Below are 451 nucleotides of genomic sequence, written 5' to 3' on the forward strand. Positions count from 1 at the left end.
CCATCCGGCACATTCGCGGCAACCGCATCGCGATGATCTTTCAGGAGCCGATGACCTCGCTGAACCCGCTGCACTCGATCGAGAAGCAGATCAACGAAGTCCTCGGCATCCACAAGGGCCTGACCGGCAAAGTCGCGACCAAGCGCACGCTGGAGCTGCTGGAGATGGTCGGCATCCCCGAGCCGCACAAGCGCCTCAAGGCCCTGCCCCACGAACTCTCTGGCGGTCAGCGCCAACGGGTGATGATCGCCATGGCCCTGGCCAACGAGCCTGAACTGCTGATTGCCGACGAGCCGACCCCCGCTCTGGACGTGACCGTTCAGCTGAAAATCCTCGATTTGCTCAAGCAATTGCAGGCCCGATTGGGCATGTCGCTGTTACTGATCAGTCACGATTTGAACCTGGTGCGAAGAATTGCGCATCGTGTATGTGTCATGCAGCGCGGTTGCAT

At 60.1% G+C, this 451-nt stretch carries 1 protein-coding gene; it reads left to right on the plus strand.

Annotation, left to right across the window (positions count from 1 at the left end; genetic code table 11):
• On the plus strand, positions 1-451 hold a 451-nt coding region (locus BK665_RS33345; RefSeq protein ID WP_123410649.1), incomplete at both ends, for an ATP-binding cassette domain-containing protein.

This window comes from Pseudomonas frederiksbergensis (genome assembly GCF_003732665.1).
Taxonomy (GTDB): domain Bacteria; phylum Pseudomonadota; class Gammaproteobacteria; order Pseudomonadales; family Pseudomonadaceae; genus Aquipseudomonas; species Aquipseudomonas frederiksbergensis_G.